This window comes from Arthrobacter zhaoxinii, from assembly GCF_025244925.1.
Taxonomy (GTDB): Bacteria; Actinomycetota; Actinomycetes; order Actinomycetales; family Micrococcaceae; genus Arthrobacter_B; species Arthrobacter_B zhaoxinii.
Genome location: NZ_CP104275.1, coordinates 273,631 through 299,163, shown reverse-complemented (window position 1 = coordinate 299,163; position 25,533 = coordinate 273,631). Strand labels below are relative to the sequence as shown.

The 25,533-nt window shown below is 63.8% G+C and carries 24 protein-coding genes; 13 read left to right on the top strand and 11 right to left on the bottom strand.

The features are described from left to right. Window positions 1-112 precede the first annotated feature (112 nt). Together N2K95_RS01480 and N2K95_RS01475 are read left to right on the top strand one after the other, a co-directional pair. Window positions 113-1,660, top strand: a complete 1,548-nt coding sequence (locus tag N2K95_RS01480; RefSeq protein WP_260652606.1) for a sulfatase-like hydrolase/transferase — start codon at window positions 113-115, stop codon at window positions 1,658-1,660. 131 nt (window positions 1,661-1,791) lie between these two features. Beyond that, window positions 1,792-3,444: an FAD-dependent oxidoreductase gene (locus tag N2K95_RS01475; protein ID WP_260652605.1), complete on the top strand. Its 1,653-nt coding sequence runs from the start codon at window positions 1,792-1,794 to the stop codon at window positions 3,442-3,444. On the opposite strand, the gene N2K95_RS01470 is transcribed toward N2K95_RS01475, so the two are convergent. Further along, window positions 3,439-4,275, bottom strand: coding sequence for a PhzF family phenazine biosynthesis protein (locus N2K95_RS01470; protein ID WP_260652604.1), 837 nt, complete (start codon window positions 4,273-4,275; stop codon window positions 3,439-3,441). The genes N2K95_RS01475 and N2K95_RS01470 overlap by 6 nt on opposite strands. A gap of 158 nt (window positions 4,276-4,433) precedes the next feature. Here N2K95_RS01470 and N2K95_RS01465 point away from each other — a divergent pair, with 158 nt between their 5' ends. Next, the gene (locus N2K95_RS01465; RefSeq protein ID WP_260652603.1) at window positions 4,434-5,807 is read left to right on the top strand and encodes an acetamidase/formamidase family protein; all 1,374 of its coding nucleotides are present in this window, start codon (window positions 4,434-4,436) and stop codon (window positions 5,805-5,807) included. Window positions 5,808-5,859: 52 nt separating this feature from the next. Here N2K95_RS01465 and N2K95_RS01460 read toward each other — a convergent pair whose 3' ends face one another. Continuing rightward, entirely contained in the window at window positions 5,860-6,609 is a 750-nt protein-coding gene (locus N2K95_RS01460; protein ID WP_260652602.1) for an EAL domain-containing protein, read from the bottom strand. A gap of 210 nt (window positions 6,610-6,819) precedes the next feature. On the opposite strand from N2K95_RS01460, the gene N2K95_RS01455 reads away from it, so the two are divergent. The 4 genes from N2K95_RS01455 (at window position 6,820) to N2K95_RS01440 (ending at window position 11,004) form a co-directional block, all read left to right on the top strand. Then, on the top strand, window positions 6,820-7,611 hold the full coding sequence (locus N2K95_RS01455; protein ID WP_260652601.1) for a hypothetical protein: 792 nt from the start codon (window positions 6,820-6,822) through the stop codon (window positions 7,609-7,611). A 112-nt stretch (window positions 7,612-7,723) separates the two neighbouring features. After that, window positions 7,724-9,109 carry a flavin-containing monooxygenase gene (locus N2K95_RS01450; protein ID WP_260652600.1) on the top strand — a complete coding sequence of 462 codons (1,386 nt, stop codon included), beginning with the start codon at window positions 7,724-7,726 and terminating at the stop codon, window positions 9,107-9,109. A gap of 1 nt (window position 9,110) precedes the next feature. Then, entirely contained in the window at window positions 9,111-9,938 is an 828-nt protein-coding gene (locus N2K95_RS01445) for an SDR family oxidoreductase (protein WP_260652599.1), read from the top strand. Window positions 9,939-10,074: 136 nt separating this feature from the next. Continuing rightward, a complete protein-coding gene (locus N2K95_RS01440; protein ID WP_260652598.1) occupies window positions 10,075-11,004 on the top strand; it encodes an acetamidase/formamidase family protein in 930 nt (309 codons plus the stop codon). Window positions 11,005-11,044: 40 nt separating this feature from the next. Here N2K95_RS01440 and N2K95_RS01435 read toward each other — a convergent pair whose 3' ends face one another. Continuing rightward, on the bottom strand, window positions 11,045-12,634 hold the full coding sequence (locus N2K95_RS01435; RefSeq protein WP_260652597.1) for an ABC transporter permease: 1,590 nt from the start codon (window positions 12,632-12,634) through the stop codon (window positions 11,045-11,047). Further along, the gene (locus N2K95_RS01430) at window positions 12,631-13,542 is read right to left on the bottom strand and encodes an ABC transporter ATP-binding protein (protein WP_260652596.1); all 912 of its coding nucleotides are present in this window, start codon (window positions 13,540-13,542) and stop codon (window positions 12,631-12,633) included. Before N2K95_RS01430 ends, N2K95_RS01435 begins: the two co-directional genes overlap by 4 nt. Window positions 13,543-13,831: 289 nt before the next feature. On the opposite strand from N2K95_RS01430, the gene N2K95_RS01425 reads away from it, so the two are divergent. Beyond that, entirely contained in the window at window positions 13,832-14,416 is a 585-nt protein-coding gene (locus N2K95_RS01425) for a DUF3060 domain-containing protein (RefSeq protein WP_260652595.1), read from the top strand. Between the two features lie 41 nt (window positions 14,417-14,457). Here N2K95_RS01425 and N2K95_RS01420 read toward each other — a convergent pair whose 3' ends face one another. Continuing rightward, entirely contained in the window at window positions 14,458-15,249 is a 792-nt protein-coding gene (locus tag N2K95_RS01420) for an SDR family NAD(P)-dependent oxidoreductase (RefSeq protein ID WP_260652594.1), read from the bottom strand. 126 nt (window positions 15,250-15,375) lie between these two features. Here N2K95_RS01420 and N2K95_RS01415 point away from each other — a divergent pair, with 126 nt between their 5' ends. Beyond that, complete coding sequence (locus N2K95_RS01415; RefSeq protein WP_260652593.1) at window positions 15,376-17,256, top strand: AfsR/SARP family transcriptional regulator; 1,881 nt, start codon at window positions 15,376-15,378, stop codon at window positions 17,254-17,256. Between the two features lie 2 nt (window positions 17,257-17,258). Here N2K95_RS01415 and N2K95_RS01410 read toward each other — a convergent pair whose 3' ends face one another. The 3 genes from N2K95_RS01410 to N2K95_RS01400 form a co-directional block, all read right to left on the bottom strand. Next, the gene (locus tag N2K95_RS01410; RefSeq protein ID WP_260652592.1) at window positions 17,259-17,645 is read right to left on the bottom strand and encodes a hypothetical protein; all 387 of its coding nucleotides are present in this window, start codon (window positions 17,643-17,645) and stop codon (window positions 17,259-17,261) included. A gap of 37 nt (window positions 17,646-17,682) precedes the next feature. Further along, complete coding sequence (locus tag N2K95_RS01405) at window positions 17,683-18,066, bottom strand: TetR/AcrR family transcriptional regulator (RefSeq protein WP_260652591.1); 384 nt, start codon at window positions 18,064-18,066, stop codon at window positions 17,683-17,685. Window positions 18,067-18,156: 90 nt separating this feature from the next. Next, on the bottom strand, window positions 18,157-19,497 hold the full coding sequence (locus N2K95_RS01400; RefSeq protein WP_260652590.1) for an APC family permease: 1,341 nt from the start codon (window positions 19,495-19,497) through the stop codon (window positions 18,157-18,159). Between the two features lie 190 nt (window positions 19,498-19,687). On the opposite strand from N2K95_RS01400, the gene N2K95_RS01395 reads away from it, so the two are divergent. After that, window positions 19,688-19,999, top strand: coding sequence for a hypothetical protein (locus N2K95_RS01395; RefSeq protein ID WP_260652589.1), 312 nt, complete (start codon window positions 19,688-19,690; stop codon window positions 19,997-19,999). Window positions 20,000-20,203: 204 nt separating this feature from the next. Then, window positions 20,204-20,515 (top strand): hypothetical protein, encoded by a 312-nt coding sequence (locus tag N2K95_RS01390; protein ID WP_260652588.1) that lies wholly within the window; start codon window positions 20,204-20,206, stop codon window positions 20,513-20,515. A 121-nt stretch (window positions 20,516-20,636) separates the two neighbouring features. Here N2K95_RS01390 and N2K95_RS01385 read toward each other — a convergent pair whose 3' ends face one another. Genes N2K95_RS01385 through N2K95_RS01375 form a run of 3 tightly spaced genes read right to left on the bottom strand, consistent with a single transcriptional unit; the run spans window position 20,637 to window position 22,410 of the window. Next, window positions 20,637-21,284, bottom strand: a complete 648-nt coding sequence (locus tag N2K95_RS01385) for a GrpB family protein (protein ID WP_313771166.1) — start codon at window positions 21,282-21,284, stop codon at window positions 20,637-20,639. Then, window positions 21,256-21,951 (bottom strand): hypothetical protein, encoded by a 696-nt coding sequence (locus N2K95_RS01380; RefSeq protein WP_260652587.1) that lies wholly within the window; start codon window positions 21,949-21,951, stop codon window positions 21,256-21,258. Before N2K95_RS01380 ends, N2K95_RS01385 begins: the two co-directional genes overlap by 29 nt. Window positions 21,952-21,987: 36 nt before the next feature. Then, window positions 21,988-22,410, bottom strand: a complete 423-nt coding sequence (locus N2K95_RS01375) for a nucleoside 2-deoxyribosyltransferase (RefSeq protein WP_260652586.1) — start codon at window positions 22,408-22,410, stop codon at window positions 21,988-21,990. A gap of 448 nt (window positions 22,411-22,858) precedes the next feature. Here N2K95_RS01375 and argE point away from each other — a divergent pair, with 448 nt between their 5' ends. Both argE and N2K95_RS01365 read left to right on the top strand, forming a co-directional pair. Next, complete coding sequence (gene argE / locus N2K95_RS01370) at window positions 22,859-24,031, top strand: acetylornithine deacetylase (protein WP_260652585.1); 1,173 nt, start codon at window positions 22,859-22,861, stop codon at window positions 24,029-24,031. Between the two features lie 33 nt (window positions 24,032-24,064). Beyond that, a complete protein-coding gene (locus N2K95_RS01365) occupies window positions 24,065-25,339 on the top strand; it encodes an MFS transporter (protein WP_260652584.1) in 1,275 nt (424 codons plus the stop codon). Window positions 25,340-25,533: the final 194 nt, after the last annotated feature.

The following is a 25,533-nucleotide window of genomic DNA, read 5'->3' as shown; positions in this document are numbered from 1 at the left end:
TTGAACCGGTAGCCTGACGGCACTAGTGTTCCCGCAGAGAACTATTCCCTGTCAAAAGAACGGTTTGGATATCAAGATGTTTGGCGAAACGCGGCCAACGCGGGGTGTTGCCGTGTCTGGTCCGGCTGTCCGCACGGCCCGAAAGGCCGGGGTGGTCCTGGGACGGATTCTGTTATACGTCCTGATCTGGGCCAGTCTTGCCCTGCTCATCGCCGCCGCGGGTATCCAATTCTACTGGGGCGAAATCTCCGTGAGCCAGATGATGCTCAATCTCGTTTCCGTGGAAACGGAAGGCGGAGGTGGACCCGTTGTATGGGCGGGCATCCTGGGCATCGGTGTTGCACCTGTGGTCATCACCGCCCTGATTGCCCTGTGGCAGTTCTTCCGACGCCGCAAGCGGCGGAAGAACTGCAGGCAGCCCCGCCGTCCGCAGTGGATCCCGCGCACCATCTCCGCCGTCTTGGTGGCCGCACTGGCCGTTGGCAGCGTTACGGCCTTTTCCACCACGGTTGGCGTGGGGGATTACATTAAGGCGGCCAACTCCGACTATGACCTCGCAGACTACTACGTGGAGCCCACCGTCACTGACGGCGAGGACAAGCGCAACCTGGTGGTCATCTATCTGGAGTCCGGTGAGGCAACGCTGGGGGACGACCAGCTTTTCGAAAAGGACGCGTTCGCCCCCCTCAAGGAAGCCACGCCGGATTCGGACGGTTGGCAGAGCACGGATGGGCTCCAACAGTTTCAGGGCGGAGGCTGGACCATGGCCGGCGTCGTCTCCACGCAGTGCGGCGTACCGCTGAAGGGCACCGGACCCGAGCCGAACGACGGGTCCGGTGAGGTAGGTGAAGGCGTCAACACCTATCTGGGCGGGTCCACCTGCCTCGGCGATGTTCTGGCTGAGCACGGCTACACCAGTGTCTTCCTGGGCGGCGCCAATTCTTCCTTCGCTGCGAAGGACGTCTTCCTGCGCAACCACGGCTACTCCGAGCAGAAGGGCCTCGCCGACTGGCGCTCCGCCGGCGAACCTGAGAAGAACTTCCGCAGCGACTGGGGCCTGAGCGACGAACGGCTAATGGCCCATGCCAAGGATCGGATCGACCAACTGCACGCCGAATCGGAGAAAACGGGCCAGCCGTTCAACCTCTCCCTGCTGACGCTGGACACCCACAAGCCGGCGCACGTCTTCGACTACTGCAATGTGGATACGCAGAACACGGACATCTCGGTGTTTTCCTGCTCCATGGCCCAAGTGGCCGGTTTCGTGGACCACATGAAGGAAAAGGGATACCTCGACGACACTGCCGTGGTGATCATGGGTGATCACCTCAAACAGCTGAGTGCCGGTGACTCCTTCCACGAGCAGCTGGACGGCCAGACCCCCCGCTCCATCTTCAATCGGATCTGGGTCCCCGGCAACGACAAGAACACCACTCTGCGCTCAGGCATCGACCAGCTGAACATGTACGCCACGATCCTGGAAGCAGCCGGCCTCACCCTGAAGGATCATGAGGCGGGGCTGGGCGTGTCCGCCTTCGCCGCGAAGGTTCCGGGAAGTTCGGCGCAGGCAATGGATCCAAATAGCTATAAGGAACTGTTGAACTCGCATTCCCCGAAGTTCTATACGAGGGCCTGGGCCGGTGAGGAAGCCGTCCAGTAGCGCCCGTTCCCGGCGGGCCGGTCCATTCCGCCGTTCAATCAGGTAATCTCGCTGCATCCTCAATCACCGCCCCAGTTTCGCGCTGCAAGCCGATTTCTCCGGATGAGCGCCATCTCTGCGGAAGGATCAACATGACGGATGTCAGTGAGCACGCTGCCAAGCGACTTTCCGACCCGCAATGGGAAAGACTCCTCGGGATGGCCGCGCCAACCGACGTCACCGCCGGCGACTATGTCTTTCGTGCAGGGGATTTGAACTATCCAATGATCCTCGTGGAATCAGGATCCATTGAAATGGTTCGTGACCCGTTGTGGTGGGATGAAGAAACCGTTCTCAGCACTTTGGGGCCGCGCTCGTTCGGCGGGGAACTCGGGCTGCTCAACGGCCAGGGCGCGCTCCTGTCGGCGCGGGTGAAAGAGTCCGGACGCATCCGGCGGCTGGCCCGCGAGGATCTGCGGTTGGTTATGAACCAGGACGACGACCTTGGCGGAATTGTTCTCCATACTCTGTGGGAACGCCGCGAAGCGCTTCGCCGGGGCCCTGCCGCCATGACGCTGAAGTTCATCGGGACGGAAGCGTCGAGTGAATTGCTGGCTCTTCGCCGCTTCGCTGAACGTCTGGATCTAATTCATACCGTCTTCGCCGTCCCGCCGGACGGGATGGGTGCCCTCGATGGCCACGGCATCGCAGCCGATGACCTGCCGGCAGCGCTGATCCAGGGCAAGCTGATCAGGCGTGCGACGCCGGGAACTATCGCTGAGCGCCTCGGGTTGAGTTACCAGCCCCATCAGGAGGGCGCGACGGACCTGCTGGTGGTTGGCGGCGGACCGGCCGGGCTCGCGGCGGCCATCTACGCAGCCTCCGAAGGGCTGAGCACAGTGGTGCTCGACGCCGTCGCGCCGGGAGGCCAGGCGGCGTCGACCTCTCGAATCGAAAACTTCCTTGGTTTTCCTTTTGGAGTTGCCGGCGGAGATCTCATCCGGCAAGCGACGCTCCAGGCGATTAAGTTCGGGGTAAGGATCTGGGCGCCCTGCGATGCGGTCTCTCTCGAGACGATGAATGACGGCCTAACGCTCACGCTGGGGGACGGCGCTACCCTCCATACCCGCACCGCCCTGATCACGTCGGGGGCCGCGTACCGAAGTCTCGGAGTTCAGGGGTGGGAGGCCTTCGAGGGACGCGGAATCTACTACGCCGCTACCAGCCTCGAGGTGCGCCAAGTCGCAGGGCACCCTGTGGTTGTTGTTGGTGGGGCAAACTCCGCCGGCCAGGCCGCGCTCTATCTCGCATCCCATGGATGCCCGGTCCATCTGGTGGTGCGCGGAAGGGACGTTGGGACGCGGATGTCCTCCTACCTCGTGGAACGTCTACGGGAGGATTCCCGGATCTCCATTCATACCGAGTCGAACATCATCGGCTTGGACGGAGACTCCGCCCTGGATTCAGTCCGGATCGACACCGCCGGCGCGGTGGATGCACGCGGGCTGTTCTGCTTCATCGGAGCCGACCCTGCCAGCGCCTGGCTGCCCACTCTGGACAGAGACACTGCGGGCTTCATCCGCACAGGAACCGACATCGCCATTCAGTCCCTGTATCAGTGGCAGCCGCTGGGCCGCGAACCCATGCCCTTTGAAACCTCCACCCCGCGCGTCTTTGCAGCAGGCGATGTCCGGCACGGCTCCATGAAGCGCATCGCGGCTGCGGTCGGGGAAGGGTCCAGCGCCGTCGCGTCCGTGCACCGAGCCCTTAGCGACCCCGCCAGTCCCCTTGCCCGCCCGCTATAGCCGGACCGTCCCCTCGATGCAGCTCGTAACGTGTCCGCCCACCCAGATTTTCCCGTCGCGGAGACTGATGTGCACACGGCCGTGGCGTCCGAGAACTGTTCCCTGTGATGCCGTGTAGGGCGGGGTAGCGAGCCCGGCGTCGGTCAGCCAGCGTGCCAGTGCCGCGTTCAGGCTGCCGGTCACGGGGTCTTCCCAGACGGGGTCTCCTCCGACGAAGGCACGCACCTCGAACCGGGTTTCCTCCGTGGACTCGTGCGGTCCGACAACACCGATTTCCAGATCACCCGCCTTCCCGGGGTCGGGCTGCAGGCTCAGGACTTCCCGCGCCGAGGAAAGCCGGACGCCGATCCACTGCGGACCGTTAACCAGCCACGACGCATCGAGGATGTTCTCCCTCGGGATCCCCAGGATTTCCGCTATCCGACTTGTAAGAGGCTCGTCCACGGGTTCGTAGCGGGTGAGCGGGGGCGCCTCGAAGGCCAGTTGCCCCTCCTCCACCCGGACCGGGATCAGCCCTGCCGCGCATTCCTGGACGAGAGTCCCGCCGGGCCGGATCACTCCCCCGGCGTCCAGCCAGGCCTTGGCCGAGCCAAGCGTCGGATGCCCGGCAAAAGGCAGTTCTTCCTTCGCAGTGAAGATCCTCACCCGGTAGTCAGCCTTCGGACTGCTTGGCGGCAGGAGGAACGTTGTCTCCGAAAGGTTGGTCCAGGCGGCGAACCTCTGCATCTCCTCGGCGCTCAGCCCGTCGGCATCGTGAACCACCGCCAACGCATTGCCGCGATACGGCTCGGAGGAGAAGACATCGACTTCGCTGTATCCGCGGACTTTCATGGCGCCACTGTAACAAGGGGACTCAGACGGGGCCGGGAGCCGGCAGCCTACCCGTCGCCGCCGCGGCGGGGCCCTCCCCGCACAGCCCGTTCATCCGCGCGAAACAGGCTCGAAACTCCGACTGGCTAGCTTGTTGGCACCAGCTACAGGAGGACAGCATGAACAAAATGATGATGGGGCGCGACGCCGCCGAGGTGCTGACCAAAGGACTGGGCCGCAGGGGATTCCTGGGGGCCGCAGCGGGAATCGGCGCCCTGGCCGTCACCACGGGATGCACGACAAAACCGGTTCAAGCCTCTTCCGCTACCTCAGCCGCGGCGGGAGGAACCGGATCGGCCGGCACACACCAGGGGGAGATTCTGCAGCCGCACTCCGGCAACATTTCCGGAGACCATTACCTCGTCTCCACCCCCGAGGACGTGTTGTGGGGGTACGTGCCCACCGTGCACGCAACGCCCGTGGCACGGATGAAGTCCGGCCAGACCATCACCATCGATGCCCTTTCCCATGAGGGAATCATGGAAGACCAGGGTCGGGACCCGCTGTCCTTCTTCGGCGGCCACGGCGTCGAGGAGAACGCGGTACTGCAGGACGCCGTCGACATTGCCGCCGGGTACAACCGCACAGCGCGCAACTTCGATACCGACGGACCGCACGTGGTCACCGGTCCCGTCATGGTGGAGGGTGCGGAGCCCGGCGACGTCCTGAAAATCGAAACGCTCGACGCCGTCCCCCGGGTTCCGTACGGCGTCGTCTCCAGCCGCCACGGGAAGGGTGCGCTTGCCCTGCAGCAGGGACCGGCCGCGCCGGAGGGCATCACACTTGAGGAAGTCATGCCGCCGGCGGGAACGGACAACCGTGCCTCCGGTATCCCCACGGATTATCACAACGTCTCGGTCTTCACCGCGGTTGAGGACGGCAAGGGTGTGATGACCAGCGGGGACATGAAAGTCCGCTTTCCGCTGCGCCCGTTTATGGGCATGATGGGCGTGGCCTTCGCCGAAACCAGCGGCCTGACCGACCCTGAAGCCAACTCGGTGCCGCCCACGCTCGGCGGGGGCAATATCGACATCCGGCATCTGGGCCCGGGGTCCACGTTCTATCTGCCGGTCAAAGCCGACGGTGCACTGTTCTATGTGGGCGATCCGCACATGGGTATGGGCGACGGCGAGGTGGCGCTGACCGCGATGGAAGGGTCCCTGCGCGGCACCTTCCGGCTGACCGTCTGCAAACCCGGTTCCGGGGACGCTCCGGCGCTGGCGCACCGGTATCCGTTCGGTGAGACGGCCGACGCCTGGATTCCCATCGGCCTGTCCGACCCCGACGGCCTGGGCGGCGGCGTGAACAGTGACCTCAACATTGCCATGCGGCGGGCGGTGGTTAATGCCCTGGACTTCCTCGAGCAGGAGAAAGGCATGGACCGTGCCGTCGCCTACGCCTACCTGTCCGCCGCCGCGGATTTCGCCCTCTCCCAGGTGGTGGACCGGACCGTGGGGGTCCACGGGCTGATCCGGAAGGCGGATTTCAGCTAGCGGGCGTTCCTGTCAGCGGCGCTCCGCCGCTGACAGGACGTTTGCGCTGACATCAGGCACGGACCCCGGAACGCACCTGCGGAAGCTCCTCGAAGGCGGGCTTTGCGAACCAATATCCCTGGAACAGGCGGATGCCGGCTGCCTTGAGGACCAGGAACTCAGCCTCGGTCTCGATGCCTTCCGCGAGCAACGTGATGCCGAGTTCCTTGGCGATGCCGACGATTCCCGCCACGACGGCCCGGCGGGCCGGGCTGGTGTCGATTCCCCGGATGAGCAACATGTCGATTTTGATCAGGTCGGGCTGGAAATCGACCAGCAGGCCCAGCCCCGCGTGCCCGGCGCCAAAATCGTCGACGGCGGTGGTGAAGCCATGCCTGCGGTATTCGGTGATGATGTCCGTGAGGTGAGAGGTGTCGGGCACCTCCTCATTTTCCGTGAACTCGAACATGATTGACGACGTCGGAAAGCCGTATCGTCTGGCCGCGTGCAGCGTCGCACGTAGACAGGCAGCCGGTTCGTAAACCGCCTTCGGCATGAAGTTGATGGACAGCATCAGATCCTCGCCGGCGGGGAACAAACGCGATGCCAGCTCGACTGCCTTGACGCGGCAATCCTGGTCGAAGCGGTACTTCTGCTCCGGCGAGACTTTCGACAGGACCTCGAAGGCACTCTCCCCCGACAATCCCCGAACCAGCGCCTCGTAGCCCCACACGCGGCAGGCGTCGGCGTCGTAGATCGGCTGGAAGGCCATGCTGAAATCGAAGTCGAGTTGTGATGCTGTCGTGCAGCCCTCGCATGCCATGCGGCGTCCCCCTCATTGAATAAGTCCACCGAAGTGTACGGCCCTTTCGGCGAACGCTGTGACCCGCTTGCATGGCGCGCCTCGGGCGCCCTCTCGAACCGGCCGACGCCGCTGCGGCCATACCGCGCAGCGAACCGGATGTAGTTGTAATCTGGAATTGTGGGCCTGCCGTTTGGTGGGCTCCGGTGAAGATTTCACGAGAGGATCACGATGTCTCGCCTTACTCTGGGGAACATCTTCAAAGTCTCCGTCGCTCTCTTCTTCTTTCCTTTTGTGCCTCTCCTGGTGCTGATGATCGGAGTGCGCAGAAAGAACGGGAAGGTGATCCTTGAGGGTGCGGTTTACGTCGCGCTCGTGCTGGCTGCCGCCGCCGTCGCCGGGTACAGCGCGCTGGCCGTTCTCTCGTTCTTTGTGATGCTCGGGGTCGTGGCTGTCTCGGCCATGCGGTCCTACATGCTGCGGGACCTTTGGCTGCACCCGAGGGGTCGGGGACCGCAGGTGATGACCCAGCCCCCAACACACGTCCGGCAGGCCGGCGACCCGGCGTCGACAGGGGCATCGAATACCACGGAGGACCTGTCCTCCGCTTTGGCATGGTCAGCCTCCCTCGCCAGGCAGAACAAGAACCGCCTTCCCGCGGTGGCATACGTTTCCATCCTGGAAACCTGCCAGACGCTGGACGCGGTGATCGACGCGGAAACGCGGCAGCCCCTTGGGGATCCCCAGTTCGAGTACGAACTGTCAGCCACCGTGCGTGAATACCTGCCCAGCGTGCTGCGGAGCTATGTGGCCATTCCGCCCAAGATGCTGGAGACCAAACAGGCGAGCGGACGGACCCCCAACGAGGAGCTGGTCGAGCAGCTGCAGCTCCTTGCCGGACAGGCCGAGACGCTGCATGCCAGCCGCCACCGTCGCACCTCCGCGGAGCTGACCAACACGGGCATCTTCCTTCGGGAGCGGTTCGGGCACCGTCAGGGCGGTTTCGACTTCGGGATCAGGTAGCCAGCCGCGATGCTGCTGCCGGGGTGTTGCTAACGCTGGGCGCGGCCGGGTGAGTCTACAGTGACGTAGATCACATGATCCCCGGTCCCACATCCATCTGCTTGGAGCGCCAATGCCGACAGTCCACAGCACACCCTCCGCCAGCGAGCTCGGCAGCAGCGAGCGCGAGCGCGTATGCGTCATCGGCGCAGGCTGTTCCGGAATCACGGCGGCCAAAGTTCTCCATGAACGGGGACTTGCCTTCGACTGTTTTGAACTCTCGGACCGGGTCGGCGGCAACTGGGTATGGGGCAACAGCAACGGAGTATCCGCGGCCTACAAGTCCCTGCACATCAACACCTCGCGCAGCCGGATGGAATTCAGCGACTTTCCCATGCCCGCGAACCTGCCCAATTTCGCACGCCACGACCAGGTTGCGGCGTACTTCGACGCCTACGTCGACCACTTCGGGTTCCGGGACAGGATCACCTTCAACACCGGTGTGGAGCACGTGCACCCCCTGCCCGGCGGCGGCTTCGAGGTTCGGCTGAGCAACGCCGAGACCCGGCGCTACGGCTCGGTCATAGTGGCCAACGGCCACCACTGGGACCCCCGGATGCCGGAGCCGGCCTTCCCCGGCGTCGAAGGCTTCACCGGTGAGCAGATACACTCCCACGACTACACGGACGAGCAACAGCTCACCGGCAAGCGGATCGTGGTGCTCGGCATGGGCAACTCGGCCATGGATATCTGCACCGATGCCAGCTACCACGCGGCCGAGACCTACCTCTCCCACCGTCGGGGCGTGCACATCATTCCCAAGTACGTCTTCGGCAAGCCCTTCGACGAGATCGGAGCGCACGAGAAGATCCCGTCCCGGGTCCGCTGGGGAGTCGCCCGCGTGGTCATGCGCGCCGCCACTGGCCCGATGTCGCGTTACGGCCTCCAGGAACCCGACCACAAGTTCGCCCAGGCCCACCCGACCGTCTCCAGCCGGATACTCGACCGGCTGGCCCACGGCGACGTGGTCCCGAAGCCCAACATCCAGCGCTTCGACGGCGACAGCGTTGTCTTCACCGACGGCACCCGCGTCGCGGCCGACCTGGTGATCTACTGCACCGGCTACAAGATCTCGTTCCCTTTCTTTGACGCCGGCTTCCTCGACCCCTCCGGAGATAACGAGATCCGGCTCTACCAGCGGATGTTCCACCCGACGGTGCCGGGGCTGTACTTCATCGGACTGGTCCAGCCGCTCGGCGCGGTTATGCCGATCGCCGAGCGGCAGTCCGAGCTCGCCGCCGACCATCTCCAGGGCCTCCATGCCCTGCCCGAGCGGGCCGCGATGGACGCCGAGATCGACCACCACCGCAAGGCGATCACCAAACGGTACGTTGCCAGCAAGCGGCACACCATTCAGGTGGATTTCGTCGATTACATGCGTGCCCTGCGCCGCGAGCGCGATGCCGGGGCGCGGCGCAGAACCACTGCGCAGGCCGCAGCCCATCGTGTGGGGGCCTGACATGTCCGGGAACACTGAGCAGCGCTCACGGCGTATCGCCGTCGTCACCGGCGCGGCCCGCGGCATCGGGCACGCCACCGCAGCCCGACTGCTGCGCAATGGGTGGATAGTCGGCGCCTTCGACATCGAAAGCCACGGCTTGGCCGAACTCAAGGACATCGCTGCTGCGCACGGCACCACGGTCGTCACGGGTCCCCTCGATGTCCGGGATCCCCAGCAGTGGCGCGAAGCCCTGGCCTCCGTCTGCGAGGACCACTTGGACCTCCTGGTCAACAACGCCGGGCTGCTGGCCGCCGGCCCGTTCGTTGATACCGATCTTGAACGGCACCGGGCACTGGTGGACGTCAACGTTCTTGGGACGATCAACGGCGCACACACCGCGTTCCCGTACCTGAAGAACGCTGCCAGACCGGTGCTGCTCAACCTGGGATCCGCCTCAGCCATTTACGGGCAGCCCGATCTTGCCACCTACGGCGCCACGAAGTTCGCGGTCCGCGGCCTGACCGAGGCACTGGAGCTGGAATGGGCGGAGCATGGCATTGCCGTGCTCGATCTGTGGCCGCTGTTCGTCAACACCGCGATGGTCAAGGGCGTCAGTATCGGAGCAATCCAGTCGTTCGGCGTGCGGCTGAACGAAACCGATGTTGCCGCAGCCGCTGTCGCCGCCGTGGAACGCAGCATCAGGGCCCGTCGCAATCGGAAGTGGCCCCGCAACGTCCACCACGCCGTCGGATCCCAGGCACGCTTCCTGGCCGCGCTCTCCCAGGTGACTCCGAACTGGGCCAACCGGCTCCTCACCGAGCGTCTCACCCGACGGCCGGCCTCCTAGGTCTCGGCGCCGGGGCGCCGTGCCTCGTCATGAATGACTCCGCAGGACAGCCCTGGCCGTACGCTGCTGGAAACAGCTCGCTGCCGGGCACGCGCGCCTCGGCCGCCGGACCCCGCACCACGAAAGAGACACATCCATGGCGCACCACGAAGTACCGGATATCTATAACCGTCTGTGGACGCCGCAGCACGAGCCGGTGCTGGCGGTCAGCAGCGGTGACACCATCAGTTTTGACGTCAGGGATGCCGGCGACGGGCAGCTGGAGGACTATCTCAACGGGACGCCCGTCCCGGCCAGCGATCCTGCCCGGAGCTATCCGCTGCGGGGACCGGTGATGGTGCACTGTGCGGAACCCGGCGACGTGCTGGAAATCGAACCGCTGGAGTTCGCCCCGCTGGGCTGGGGGTTCACCGCGAGCCGTCCCGGCGCCGGCCTCCTCCCGGAGGACTTCTCCGAACCCTTCGCCTATAAATGGGATCTTTCCACGGGTCCCACCACCGCCTTCCTGGACGTAGCAACCGTTCCCGTGCGCCCCTTCCTGGGCGTACTGGCCTGCACCCCGGCGACTGTGGACCCGCTGCCCGTGATGCCGCCTGGAAACTTCGGCGGCAACATGGACATCCGCGACCTGGTGGTGGGCACCAGAATCTTCCTGCCGGTCAGCCTGCCCGGAGCTCGACTGATGTTCGGTGACCCGCACGCCGCCCAGGGGGACGGGGAAGTCTGCGTCACTGCCATCGAGGCTCCTATGAGTGGAGCGCTCAAGATCACCCTGCACAAGGGACGGTCCATCCCCTCACCGCAGTTCCAAACCGCGGGACCGCTCCGCCCCGGCATTGAGGACCAGGGATACTACGCCACCACCGGCGTGGGGCCCGATCTGCACGAGGCCGCCCGAAATGCGCTTCGGCACATGATCGAGCACATGTGCTTCACCTACCGCATCGAACCCCAGGAGGCGTATCTGCTGTCCTCAGTCATTGTGGACCTGAAGATCAGTGAGGTTGTGGATACGCCCAACTGGATCGTCAGCGCGTATCTCCCGCTCTCGATGATGAACCTCTGACCGGCCGGAAGCTCCGAATCGAAAAGCGCAAATTACGTCGCTACCCGTCGAGGTCCCGGCGGCGAAAGCCCGTGAAACCGATCAGCAGCAACACTGCGGTCACCGCGGAGATCCCCGCCAGCCCAGCCCACCCGGCGTCGTCGGCGGCAACGCTGGGAACGTGCCAGAACGGGCTGATCGCCAGCACCCAGTCCCAGAGCCGGAACGTCGGACCCAGCAACGTCAGCACGAAGGAAATGAACACGCCCGCCCAGGACGCGATCACCAGCCGGGGGCGTGCACCGACGACGGCTGCCGCGACGGCGGTGGCCGTCCACACGGCCGGAACGGCCGCCACGGCCTGTAGCAGAACCTTGCCGGCGTCGATGCCCAGCTCACCGGAGGCCAGCACCGTGATGATGGTTCCGGCGACAAGCAGGTAGACCGTTGGTGCGGACAGTGCGAGCACAACATTCGCCGTGAAGTAGCGCGGACGGCTTACGCCGGCGGCCAGAACCGGCTCCAGCCGGCCCTCCAGCTCCTCGGTCCGCACCTTCTGCAGGATCTGCACCCCGGGGATGGCGGCGATGATCCCGGCCAGGCTCAGAATCGTCACGAGGAACGCCGGCGCGAGGGCCTCGGGGGTGGCGGCGCCGGATGCGAGAACCGAGGCGGCAGCGCTGTCGCCGCTGAGGATGTCCTTGAACGAGCGGGCAAAAAACCCGAAGACCGTTCCGATAACCAGGAACGCAATGGTCCAGGTGAGGAGCGGGGCGCGGTTCAGCCGGACCGCCAGGCTCCACGGAGTTCGGATCCTCCCCCGGGCCGGTCCGGGCCGGGGAGCGATCGCCCCCTGTCCGAAGTCGCGGCGCGACTGCAGCAGGAAGGCAACACCGAGCAGGGCTCCGGTGAGGGCCGCCGCGGGGAGCAGCGGCCACCAGTGGTTGCCGCTGGCCGGCCGGGTTTCCGTCATCCAGCTCAGCGGATTGATCCAGGATGTCCACTCGGGCGCCTCGATCGAATACAGGAAGCCCCGCAGCAGGAACAGCGCACCGAAGGTGCCCACGGCCAGCGAGTTCGCCGTCCGCGCATCAGTTCCCAGCTGCGCGGCCACGGCGGCGACCGCAGCGAACATCCACCCGGTGGCGGTGAACGTTGCTGCCAGCAGCAGGGAGGCAGTCCAGGTGCCGCCGCACCAGAGCGTGACGGTGCCGGCGACGATGCCGAGGGCCGTTGAGCCGATCAGGGCCAGACTGACTCCCGCCAGCAGGCGACTGCCCCGGCCCAGTACGCCGGAGGCCAGGAGTTCTGCCTGTCCGGAGTCTTCCTGGCCGCGGCTGGACCGGGTGACGGTGAAAATCGATCCGAGTGCGGCAAGGAAACCGCCCAGGGCGAGGCTGCGCCAGGCATTGAATCCGTCGTCTGTGCTGAGATTGTAGGCCGGCCCGAAGATCAGGCCCAGAGCCGGGTTGGAGCCGATGGCCAGGGCCAGCCCGAGGCGGTCCTGCTGGGTGGGAAAGACCCAGGGGTAGACCAGAACGGAAGACGCGGAGAGCGCCGTCGTGATCAGAATCCAAGGCACGAACCGGCGCCCGTCGAACCGGACGGTTGCACGCAGCAGGGGTGCGCTCCCCGTCAGGGCGCTGCTCATGGGCGCGTCCCCGGGGAGGGGCCGCCGTCGTCGTACAGCCGCAGGAAAAGGCTCTCCAGCGAGGGCGGTTCAACGGTCAGTGAGGTAATACCGAAGGGGATGAGGGCTGTCATTGCCTCACCCACCCGCGCGGAGTCCACCACGGCAGTCAGCCTGTCGCCGTCGAGGTTCACATCCTCGAACACGGTCGGCTGACCGGGCTGCGGGGCACGTTTCAGTGTGGCGTGGACGGAGGTGGTGGTATGCCCGCGCAGCTGGGCCAGCGTGCCTTCCTCCACGATCCGGCCGTCCCGGATGATGCTGACCCGGTCCGCGAGGGTTTCCACTTCCGCGAGGACATGGCTGCTGAGCAGCACTGTCGCGCCGCGGTGCTTGGCCTCACCGATCACATCCTGGAAGACGTTCTGCATCAGCGGGTCCAAGCCGCTGGTTGGCTCGTCCAGGACCAGGAGTTCGACGTCGGAGGCCAGGGCCGCCACGATGGCCACTTTTTGCCGGTTTCCCTTGGAGTACTGCCGGCCGCGTTTCGCCGGGTCCAACTCAAACCGCTCCAGCAGTTCCGCCCGCCGCCGCTCGTCCAGCCCGCCGCGGAGCGAGCCCAGCAGGTCGATGGCCTGCCCGCCGGTCATCCCCTGCCACAACGCCACATCACCCGGCACATAGGCCAACCGCCGGTGCAGCGGCACGGCTTCCCGCCACGGATCCTGTCCCAGGACCTGCAGGGTTCCGGCGTCGGCTTTCAACAATCCCAGCAGCACGCGGATGGTTGTTGACTTCCCGGCACCGTTTGGTCCCAGGAAGCCGTGCACCTGCCCGCGCTGAACCTGCAGGTCCAGCCCGTTCAATGCCGGGAATTTCCCGAAAGACTTCTCCAGCCCCTGAACACTGATGACCACTTCCGCGCTCATGGCCTCCCCGTTCTCTCGCCCCTTACAGCCAGTCTGCTGGCAATCCGGCACGGCGGCGATGGCCACGAGGAGTTCCGGCGGCTCAAACGCCCGGATCGAGTACTAGCTGACGGCCTCATAGGGCTCGCATCCGCCCGGCATTTCCGCGGAGAAGCGTGGCCGTCCTGCTCGAGATGCAGGAGAATGGAACGGAAAGCGGAAGGGCCCCCGGGTGAGGAACTGCTGCAGCAGTGCGGTTCTCGCCGGGCAGGCCAACCACCAGCCAGCCCGCTAGCTGAGGAGTACCCGCATGTACCGAAGCCGCATCTCCGCACCCGTGCTTACCGCCATCGCGGGCCTGGCACTCATCACCGGATGCACCGCTGACCCGGCGCCGACACCCGAGGAAACCGGAACCGCATCCTCAACTGCCGTCGGAACACCGGAAAACACCGCCACGGCCTCCCCGACAGACTTAGGCGCATCGTCCGCACCCGCCGGCTCCGGTGCAACGATCACCCTCAGCCGCGGGCAAGAACACAAAATTACGGAAGCGAACACCAGCGTCAGCATTACCTGCTCAGACGGTGGGGACATCGACGTCGAGACAAGCGGCGCCAGCGTACAGACGACTGGTCAATGTGAAGACATCGACATCAACGGCAATGCCAACACAGTCACCGGGGAGGACTCGGAAAGCCTCGACATTGAGGGCAACAATAATGAAGCCACCCTCCGCAATGTGCCTGACATCGATGTGGACGGAACGGCGAACACCGTCGGCGTCGAGCAGACCGGTGACATCGACGTCGAAGGCGAGAACAACAGCGTTACCTACACCTCCGGGGACCCCGTGATCGAAACCGAGGGTACGAACTCCGTCACGGTCCGATGACCACGGGCGTGGGCAGCGGGCAGCGGCTTCGGCGCCGCCGGCTACACCACGCTCGTCAGGACACCCCCGTCCACGCGCACCGCTGCCCCGTTCGTCGCGGAAGCGACGGGACTGGCCAGGAAGGTCACCATCGCCGCGATCTCCTCAGGTTCCATGAATCGTTCCAGCAGTGAGGTCTGGTTGGTCCCGATGATCGCCTGCTTCATGTCGCCGACGGACTGCCCGGTCGCCGCAGCGATGCCCTCGACCGTGGCGGCGACGCCGTCGGAGTACGTAGGTCCGCCCAGCACCGAGTTCACAGTCACGCCGGTGCCCCGGGTGAGTTTCGCCAGGCCGTTGCCCACCGCCATCATGGCTGCCTTGGACGCACCGTAGTGGATCATGTCCGCCGGGACGTTGACGCCCGATTCACTGCTGATGAAAACAATCCGACCCCAGTTCCGCGCCACCATGCCCGGCAGCAGGCGCCGGGCGAGCAGTGCCCCGCTGAGGGTATTCACCTCGAAATACCGCCGCCACTCGTCGGCGGAAATGTCCTCGAACGGATTCAGTTCAAACAGGCCCACATTGTTAATGAGGATGTCGACGTCGGACAGTTCCGCGCAGAGCCGCTCCACCTGGTCCGGCTCGGCGAAGTCGGCGGCAATGCCGTCCACCGATGCCCCGGGCACCTCCTGCCGCAGGTTTTCGACGGCGGCAGCAAGCTTCCCGGCATCCCGGCCGTTCAGCGTCACCGCCACGCCCTCGCGCGCCAGCATCTTCGCGGCGGCGTAGCCGATCCCCTGGGTGGAACCGCTGATGAATGCGGTCCTTCCGATGAGCTGCAGATCCATCGTTGTCCTTTCCCCGCCGCACGAAAGCGGCCAGCCGGCGTCGGACGTTCCGGCGCGGCTTACGTTCACGATCCCAGAGCCGGATCAGCGCCCGATCAGCCCGTGTCCGCGCACTAGAATCAGCAGGTGAGTAAGCTGCGGATCCGCGTTCTTGGCCCCATCGGCGCCGAGCTCGGGGACACCCCGCTGCGCCTGTCCAAGGCCCGGCACCGCGAGCTGCTCGGCCTCCTGGTCGCCGCCCGCGGCAGAACGGTCTCCACGCAGCGGCTGGTTGACGAGCTGTGGGAGGACGCCCCGTCCGGCGCGGTGGGCGCCGTCCGCACCTTCATCGGCGAGCTGCGCCGCCTCCTCGAACCGGCCCGCCCGCCCCGCACTCCCCCAGCCGTCCTGCTCACCACCGGCAACGGTTATGCGCTTTCCCTGAGGGACGACGACGTCGACCTCTGGCACGTCGAACGCTCCCTTCGGAGCGCGGCGGGACTCGGCCTTGAAGCACGCGAACCGGTGCTGGCCGCGTCTCTGGAGAAGTGGCGCGGGAGTCCGTTTGAGGAATTCAGTGCCCTACCCTGGGCCGCCGCTGAACGGGCACGGCTTGCTGAACTCCGGGCGGCAACGGTCGAGCAGCTCGCCTCCGCCCGGTTGGACCTCGGCCGTCCGCAGGACGTCCTCGCGCTGCTCGATGCCCACATCGGCGAGCATCCCTGGCGGGAGGAAGGCTGGCGGCTGCTCGCTCTGGCCCTCTACCGTTCCGCACGCCAGGCCGATGCCCTCGCCCTGCTCACCCGGGCCCGCTCCACCCTGCGCACCGATCTGGGTCTTGATCCCGGGACCCGGCTGGTCGAGCTCGAACAGCGCATCCTGCGCCACGATCCCTCGCTGGATCCGGTGCCCGACGACGGCGGCTCGCTCCTTGCGCGCACCGTCGTCGCCGCTGGGCGAACCGGGGAGCGTGCACAGCTTGAAGGGGTCGCCCGCCTGCTTCCGGTGCTGGCGGTGTCCGGGTCGGTCCAGTTGGCGGGCGAGCAGCGGATGGCGGCCATCGCCGCTGCGGAGCAGTTCGGTGATCCGGAACTGGCGGCGCGGGTCATCGGCGGCTTCGAGGTTCCGGGAAGCTGGACCCGTTCGGACGATCCGGCTCAGTCGGCGGAGATTGTGGACGCCGCCGTGCGGACGCTGAACGTCCTTCCAGCCGGAACGTCGGCCCGGGTACGGGCGCGGCTGCTGGCCACCATCGCCATGGAGTCCCGCGGGACAGCTGCCCGGATGGCCGAAGCTGTCGAGGCGGAACGGATTGCCCGGGACCTGAACGATCCGGCCCTGCTGTGCTTTGCTCTCAGTGCCCGCTACCAGCAGACGTTTTCGACGGCGGGACTTGCGGCCGTGCGCAAGGCCATTGGCGACGAAATCATTGCACTGGCAGTTGACGCGGAGTTGCCGACGTTCGAGATTCAGGGACGGCTGATCCGGATGCAGGCGCTCTGCGCGTTGGACGACATTGATGCTGCATCCCATGAGGCAGACCTCATCGATGCCCTTGCCACCCGCTACGACCGGCAACTGGCAACGGTCTTCACCGGCTGGTTCCGGTGGACCTTCCTGCAGGGACCTCCCCCGCCGGACGGAGACGAGATGCCGGGGTTCCGGACGGGGCTGCCCGCCCTGGCCGAGCTCACTGCTGCTGTTCGGAACGGCACCGACCTTCTCGACGGGGACTTCGGTCCGTATGAACCGTGGGTGCGTCCGCTGCTCCTGGCCCGGAGCGGCCGGCTAACGGAAGCCCGGGCAGCCCTCGACGTCGTTCCGGAACCACCGCGCGACCTCCTGTTCGAAGTCTCGTGGTGCCTCGTTGGGCTTGCTGCTGTGGATAGCGGCCATCCCGGGGCCGCCCGCCGTGCTCACGAAGCCCTCCTGCCTGCCGCGGGAGAGCGCGCTGCCGGCAGCTGCGCCATCGATCTGGGACCAGCCCTGCCCAACGTTCTCGCACACTTCGGCAAGCCCGTTCTTTAGGGTCAGGAACGCCGGACGAGGGCCGCCTCGATCTCCCGCACGGTGTCCTCCGGGTTTTCTACCTCGATGATGAGCCTGGTGAACTCGTCGTTGTCGACGGTGATCACGATCGCCTTCTCGGGCTTGGCAACATCCCAGAACACGCGTTCTCCGTCTTGGGAGAAGGTGCCGCCAAGGTATCGGCCATAGGCGTCGATCCCGAGAACCTTGATGCCCGGCCACTGCTTCGCATTCCTGAGACCGGGCCACCCGGTGGACAGATCGGGATCCACGGATGCGCCTCGCACGTTCGCGAGCGGGATGGACAGTTTCCTTTTCATCGTGCCGAGCGTGCGGATTCCCTTGATCGTGACCACCAGATCGCCACCGGAAATACTTGCCTTTGCCATAGCTTCTCCTCTGTTCTGCTCCGGCGGTCGCCGGGTGTCATGGTTCGCGGGGGTGGATACCTGCCCGAGCGGCCAGCCGGCGATAGATCTGTTCACTGGCTGGCATGCCTGTTCCGTCCAGTGCGGCAAGGCGCTCGCTGACGAGCTGGGCGACCTCGGGATCGTGCGCGGCACGTTCCCGGAGTGCAACGGTGACCAGATCGATGACCAGATCGCGGTCGCTGTCGTCGGCTAGCGCCTCATCCAGCGCAAGCCGGAACAGTTCCGCCTTGCTGCCGAAGGAACCATAGAGACTCCCGCGGAGCAGGCCGGTCGCTGTGACGAGTTGAGCGATCGACGTGCCTTCATATCCGCGATCGGCGAACTCGCGCGCCGCAGCGAGCAGCACCGCTTTCCGATCGAACTTCGCTACACCAGCCATAACGCCAGACTAATCCATGACTGAACGATCAGTCAAACATCACGTTCCAAATCTCGTAGGGCGATTCCTCACGGCAGTAGGTGCCGCGAGTTAGCCGGCGCTCACCCGTTCCTCACGTTTGCGCCCGGCCCGGGCCGCGAGGAATAGCAAGGATCCGACCACTACGTAGGCGGCGGCGCCGAGCCAGATAATCCCGGTCTGTTGTGAGAGGAGTGCGATGCTCGCAATGATCGCGAGGACCGGCAGGATCCGGGGGGCGCTGAAGTGGTCGTGGTCGACTTTGTCCTTTTTGAGGACGAGGACGCTGACGTTGGCGGAGAGGAACACCAGGAGCAGGAGCAGCACGGTGGTTTCGGCCAATGTGGCGACATTTCCGAGGAGGGTGAGGACGATCGTCAATCCGGCAACAACAACAATGGAGACCCAGGGAGTGCGACGGGCTGGCAGCACGCGGGCGAAGGCGCGAGGGAGCAGTTCTGCTTCTGCCAATCCGTAGCCGACACGGCTGGCCATGACCATGAACAGCAGTGCTCCGTTGGCAATGGCGATCAGGGCGATGATGCTGAACAGTCCGGGCGGGATTCCGACGCCGCTGGCGGCGACGACGTCGAGCAGGGGTCCGGTGGACTCGGCCAGTTCGGCCGGGGGCATGACAATGACCGCACCGAGAGCGATGAGGAGGTAGACGACCCCGGCGGTGCAGATCGCGCCGAACAGTGCGCGGGGGTAGGCCCTGGAGGGGTTACGAACCTCTTCGGCCATATTTGCGGCGGCCTCGAACCCGAGGAAAGAGAAAAACGCGACGATCGATGCGGCGAAGGCGCCTTGGAACGGCGGTACGTCTGGTGCGAACTCAAGCAGCCGGGAGGGGTCCCCGTTGCCGGCGGCGAGGACGATGGCGGCGACGATGATGACGATGACGAGGCCGGTTACCTCGATGACGGAAGCTACGAGGTTCGCGCCGAGGGACTCCTTGACGCCGCGAAGGTTGATCAAGGTCAGCAAGATAATAAAGACGATCGCCGCGGGGGCAGCTGGCACGTCGATGAGCGCGGTGAGGTAATCGCCTGCGAAGGCGTTCGCGAGGGCAGCGGCTGTGGTGATTCCCGAGGCCATCATCAGGAAGCCGACGAGGAATGACACGTAGGGGATGCCAAAAGCCCGGTCGGCGTAGCGCGCGGCTCCGCCGGCGTGCGGGTATTTGGTGATCAATTCTGCGTAGGTCGCCGCAGTGAGCAGCGCGACGACCAGCGCGATCAGGAGGGGTATCCAGATCGCGCCACCGACGTCGGCGGCCATGGTACCCACGAGGGTATAGATGCCGGCGCCGAGGGTGTCGCCCACGATAAACGCGAACAGCAGCGGCGTACCAATTGCCCGCTTCAGCCCTGTTGGTACTTTGGATGCAGTGGTGCCGGAATCCTTCGTCATTGGGCTATTGGATTCCGTTTGGCCTCCCTGCGCAAGCACTTGGGCGAAATCCAGTGCACCAAAAGCGTTGGGGCAGGTAGGCGAACGTAATTTACTGGCTCGCCGGCCTATCGTCACTCGCCCAGGGAGCGTTTCCTACCTGCCGGATCCGGGTGGGAGTCCTATGATCCGCCAGAGGTAGCCTGACGGGATGGACGACATTGAACTCGTCTTCAATGGCGAGATTTTCCGTATCAGCGAAGACATAGGACCCGACGGCAAAATTAGCTACCACTTCTCCTGGCTGAACGGCCCCGCTGACGGATCCTACGGCTTCACTGTCAGCCGATTCGGTGTGGGGTCAGGATCCACCCCTGCCGAGCCGACGCCGCAGATGACTAATGAGCAGCTGATCTCCGAAGTTCAAGGCTTCATCACGGCGTTCTACGAATCGGGAGGAATCGGAGAGCAAGATTTCCCGCACCGCACCCCAGCTCAGCCTCGGAACAAGAACGGCTCTTAAGCTGATCCCTAAACGCTAAGGCGTTGGTCTGCATGGGTTCCTGGGATCGCTTGAACTGCAACCCCAACCTTGATCCCCGCGATGTAGGTTGTGGCCATGAACCTCTTGAAGCGGGCAAGTTCGCTTATTGGCACAGGGCTACTCGTCACAATGGCTGTGGGATGTTCCATGGACGCGGTCATTTGGGGACCCGATGGGGCTCACATGATCGAGACAACCGAGCAACTTATTCACGCCGCTGCGGCCGGCGAGGCCGATGCCATTGCGTGCGGTGACGCGAAGGCGGACTTCGGTGAACCGCAGGACTGGAAGGATCTTGCTGCGGGGGAACCGGAACGATTCAACCCCGCGTTTTGGCCGGAGAGGGCCTTGCTGGATGCCTCTTGGAACATCAACCTTGAACACAGAGCGGAGGGTGTCGTGCCGGGGCAGGTATTCCCCGGTGATGTGTTCTACCGCGAGACGGACGACGGCTTCTGTATCGCCGATATCGCCTGGTCAACAGTAGAGATCTGATCGGCACTCATCGATGATCGGCGGCTGCTGATGGTTACAGAGCCAAATGCGATCGTCTTATTCAGGGACCGGCGCGAGAGCAATCCGATAGCCGATCCTCTCCCGCGAGTTTCAAAAAGCGTCAATACCTGCAGGCTGCCCTTGCCCGCGCCTTGATCTCCAGGATGACTTCGGTCTTGGCATCGGCATAGTCATTCATGTCGTCCCACTGCTTCTCGAGCAGGTTTCTCTTGGTTCTTTCGTAGAGGACACGGTCCTCTACGTTGCGACGCAAATGATCGCGAAGAAGCAGATACTCGCCGATTGCAGGATCATCCCGTTCGTAGACATGAACGTGAACATCGCGTTCCGGCGTACGTACCAGCCGGTGCCGTGGTTCTCTGACCCGCAGTTCGTACCCGGCTGCCAGAAGCGGGTCGAGGTAGTCCTCCTCGGCCGTGATGTCGTCCACTGCGACGACGATGTCGATAATCGGCTTGGCTGCCAATCCCGGCACCGACGTCGAGCCGATGTGCTCGATCTCGAAGTATCCATCTCCCAGCGCATCACGAATCCGCCGTCGATGATCGAGGTAAGTGTCCGCCCATTTATCGTCATAGCTGCAGAGCCCCAGCTCGTACTTCTCAGGACCACCGACGAGCTCGACTGATGCGACGTCTGGACGGCGCGGCTTCCGGCTCTTTTTCACATTCGTATCTTCGCAGAGCAGGGCAACTTCCCCGAACGTCTTACTGCCGCGGCTAGGTGGCAAAAGCGCCAGATACGCCATCGCCGGGTCCGTGCTTGACGAGTGGGCCGTATGTGCCGCTGATACGGGTACCCTCCTCAGTCGTGGCGGCCATTACCAGCACACCAAACTCGAAGCCTGAATACCGCGTTCGCTTAAACAGGCCGGCCTTCGGCTCAGCCTGCGCACCGGGCCCTATTGCCGATACGAAGAGATCGCTGCTCTCGTCACCACTGGCAGTGAAGGTCACCCGGCGCTCGAATATCTCCGACTCGAAGCGGGCGCGTAGCTCAACGACGAACTCGCCCCCGACTTCCACATCAGGATGCAGAACACCCAAGTCGTCCAAGGAAACTTCGCCAGCGGGCTTGAGAGTCCCATCAGCCTGGCGGACCAATACCGTCGCGCGACCCTCCCGAACCTTGCCGTCTTTCACCCAGGCGACATCATCACGCGGATAACATGCCAAGGTCACCTCGTCTGTATTCACAACGCCGCCCTCTCCCGTCCGAAACTGTAGGGCACAAGAGTACGACGGTATTCGGGATCCCTCTGCCAACCGGCCGGCAATCCGTAACAAGCCATTACGCTCGGCGTGGCCGGATTCACCTACTGATTCGAGCTGGGCAATTCTCTTTTCCGCTGCCTCATCATCGTCACATATCTCCCGAAGGCTGATCGGGTGTATCGAATAATGTGCCTGGTTCACAGGGTCCTTAGCTGGTCCGGTGCGGTACGAATTGAGTCAGACGGCGGCATCGGTCACTTCTGCGCCGATGATCATATCGAGGAGATCGTCGGGAGGTCCGTAGCACTTCTCCAACTCCGGTAGGTGGTAAAACGTGCTGGCGGTCTCAGGGTTGTTGATGACGTCATTCGGCGAATACAGGATCGTCCTCTTACCTTGAGCGATCGCTATACCAAGCTCAACATGCGTACTCTTCCCGCCGGGAAGCAGGATAACGACGACGTCGGCACTTAGTACTGCATCTTTTTCCTGCTGCCCGATGGAACGCAGGTCAGCGAGAGTGACTGGATTCGCGTCGCGCGCCAATGCGTTCTGCGTCCAGTCGTACGTGTTGATGTAGCCCTTGTATTCCAAGGTCTGCGCGACATACCGCACGTTGACGATATTGCTGAAGCTCGACGCGATATAGAAACTTTTCACAACCTCTGCCTCCTGGTGGGAACTGCGGTCATTGTTCCTCATTGAGCCCACGCACAAGAACGCTACGCAGCCGACTGACCTCGTGCGGCGATCCGCGGTGCCGACATCTTGGAACGACCCCGCCCCGCCTTGGGGCAAGGTGGGAGCAGCTCGCGTTGCCTCAATCAAAACACTGGGTCTGCGACATGGATGAATTGCTCATCGAGCCAGTCGGCGACTTCTATTCGTTGCTTATCCTTCGTGGGAATCTCGATCTGTCGACCCACAAACCTCAACGTCCGAGCTGGTGTGCAGTATATGAAAAAGTCCGTGGTGTTCAAGGACAGTATGACGTCATGAATTCGGAACAGTGTGACAAGGATGGGCCGTACTGACAGACTCTCGGCTAGCCGTTCGCTGAAAATGCGGAAATCTGAGCGGCTGCCTTGATGAACACCAGGAGTAAAACATGCCACCTACACCGAGCGATGCAACGCTTGAAGAAATCACCAAACTGATTAATTTTGAAACAGTCAGCCGCGACAGCAATCTCCCTCTGATCGACTACGTGGGTGAACGCCTCAATGCTCTAGGCATCGAATCAAAGCTCATCCACGATGCAACCGGGCAGAAGGCAAATCTGCTGGCAACCATTCCCGCAGGCGATGGCACGCGGACCGGCGGCATTGTGCTCTCCGGGCACACCGATGTTGTTCCGGTCGACGGACAGGACTGGAGCTCCGATCCGTTCACCCCTCAGATACGCGACGGCAAGCTTTATGCCCGGGGCGCCTGTGACATGAAATCCTTCATTGGCGTGGTGATGGCCAAACTCGACTCAATGGTCGCGGCCAAACTCAGTGAACCCATCCACCTGGCCTTCTCCTACGATGAGGAAGTTGGCTGCATTGGAGCGGTTGACTTGGTAGCGGCTATCACCGCCGAAGGCCTGAAGCCGCGCGGCGCCATCGTAGGCGAGCCCACATCCATGCGCGTGGTGCGGGGGCACAAATCGGTCAACGTCATCAGGGTAGATTTTCACGGTGTTGCAGCACATTCCTCACTGACCACTTTGGGAGTCAACGCGATTTCCGCGGCTGCCGACTTTGCGGCATTTGTTGATGCCGAGGCCAGGAAATTCGCCAGTGCCGGCGCCTCTGATGAAGCCTTCATCGTCCCTTACACCACCACCACGGTAAACCAAATTCAGGGCGGTATCGCGGTAAACACCATCCCGGCATTATGCACACTGCACTTTGAATTCCGCTCCATCGGCGCCGATGACCCGGTAGCGCTCATTGAAATCTTCCGTGCCGAAGCACTACGCATTGAAGCGATCATGAAGGCCCAGAGCCCCGAAGCACGCGTCGACTTCACAGTGCTGGCCCAGACTCCCGGGCTCGATACTCCCGCCGAGGCTTCGATAGTCTCCTTGGCGGCCGATCTTGGTGGAACGCCAAGCCCGGATAAGGCAACCTACGGCACCGAGGCGGGATTGTTCTTCAACGCCGGCATTCCCACGGTTGTCTGCGGCCCCGGCGACATTGCACAGGCGCATGCACCTGATGAATTCATCCCTCTGGAGCAGATTGCCGCGTGCGAATCATTCATCGACAACCTTGTGGAAGCACTCACCGCCTAGTCTGCCAACCTTTACGCCCACCAGGAGCACCTCATGAGCGCACCACCGACGATAACCCCGAAGCAATTTCAGGACGCTAAGAAGGCGGTGATTAGTAGTTCGATTGGTGCCGCCCTTGAGTGGTTCGACATCATCGTCTACGCAACCTTCGCAACCGTCATCGCCAAGAACTTCTACCCGGATTCGGACCCGGTATTCGCACTGATCCTAACCTTTGCCACTTTTGCGATTTCCTACCTCGTCCGCCCGCTGGGCGGCATGGTGCTGGGTAGTTACGCGGACCGCAAGGGACGCAAGAATGCCCTGACACTGACCCTGATGCTGATGATGGTCGGCACGCTGATCATGGCACTGGCACCCACCTACGCAATGGTTGGCATGTGGGGCGGGGTCATTATCCTGCTCTCACGCCTCATCCAGGGCTTCTCCGCGGGTGGCGAATTTGGCACTGCCACTGCATTCCTGATTGAGACGGCACCACATAAGAAAGCGTTTTATTCCTCCTGGCAGGTGGCAAGCCAAGGCGCCGCAATGCTGATGGCCTCAGCCTTTGGCTACGCGCTGACCGAAGGGCTCTCCGAAGAGGCGCTGAATAGCTGGGGCTGGCGTGTGCCGTTCTTCGTCGGCCTGCTCATTGGCCCGGTGGGACTCTACATACGCGCCAGGCTCTCTGAAACCGAGGATTTCATTCAAAGCGAAAAGGTGTCCTCTCCGGTCAAGACGTTGATCGTGAATCATTATGGGCGCCTCCTTGCCGGTTCGGCTGCCATTGGTGTTGCAACCATCTCCGTTTACATGATTCTCTACATGCCGACGTTTGCCGTGACGAACTTGGGAATCCCCGCAACCGCGGCGTTCCTTGGCGGCGTGGTCGCCGGTCTTGTCACCCTCGTGGGCGTGCCGTTTGTTGGCCACCTAGCGGACCGTGTGGGGCCCGCAAAGGTGATGACCTTTGCGGCAATCGGTGCCCTGCTCCTTGCTTGGCCGCTGTTCCAACTCATGGTCACCACGCCAACGGTTCCTACGCTTGTGATCGTCATCGGCTTACTTGGCGTGATTATGGCGTTCTACTTTGGACCGCTTCCTGCTTTGCTCTCCGCGCTGTTCCCGGCAGCGATTCGAGGAACCGGGCTGGCCATCACCTACAACGTTGGGGTGACGCTGCTGGGTGGTATCGCGCCGCTGGTGCTGACCTGGCTGTTGAATGTCACCGGGTCGCTGAGTGCACCGGGTTTGTACTACATGGCCATCGCCGTGATTTCCCTGGTAGGCCTGTTCTTCGTGCGGACGCGGTACAACCAGCCCTAAGGACTCAGCATCAACGATTGGCTCGCTTCCAATCCCAGGAAGGCCCCATTTCTCTGTCAATAAGCAGTGAAGTGGGGCCTTTGCCGTTTGGGGGCACATGGCTCATGTCATTGTGTTCTGCCTGCGGGGCCTTTGTCCTGCTGCTCGGCCCCGCGAGGGCATGCAGGTCGCCACTGATCCTGCACCCCATCGTC